The 515-nt window shown below is 44.1% G+C and carries 1 pseudogene; it reads right to left on the bottom strand.

Annotated elements, in window-relative coordinates:
• Positions 1-515, bottom strand: a pseudogene (locus GY843_RS07955) (copper resistance system multicopper oxidase); the annotation flags it as partial.

The following is a 515-nucleotide window of genomic DNA, read 5'->3' as shown; positions in this document are numbered from 1 at the left end:
TCAGCGACACCAATTCTGAATTCGTCAACAGAAACGGGTTGAACATATTGACCATCCGCTGCAACAACTGTCATCTTCAGACCGGGGATGCGAACGTCAAAGAATGTCATCGCAGCACTGTTAATGAAGCGCAGTAATACTTTTTCACCTTTTTTAAATAAACCCTTCCAACCCTCTGCAGGTGTAATACCGTTCATCAGAAAGCTATAGGTATAGCCGGTCACATCAGAGATATCTGTTTGGCTCATACGCATGACATTCCACATCTCACGCTCTTGGAATGTTGCTTCAACACCTTTTTCCTTAATATCGCGCCAGGTATCGTTGAGTGTTCGCTCGTTGAAGTTGTAGTAGTGACTCATCTTCTTGAGCTTGGCATAGACGTCATTTGGATCTTCATCAGTCCAATCCGATAACATAACGACATAATCACGATCATAGGTGTATGGTGGTGGTTCTTTGGGTTCAATTACGATGGCTCCGTAAAGCCCCGTTTGTTCCTGAAACCCTGAATG

It is taken from the genome of Neptuniibacter sp., from assembly GCF_024231755.1.
GTDB lineage: Bacteria > Pseudomonadota > Gammaproteobacteria > Pseudomonadales > Balneatricaceae > Neptuniibacter.
The sequence above is the reverse complement of the archived record's forward strand: the minus strand, read 5'-3'. Positions and strand labels throughout refer to the sequence as shown.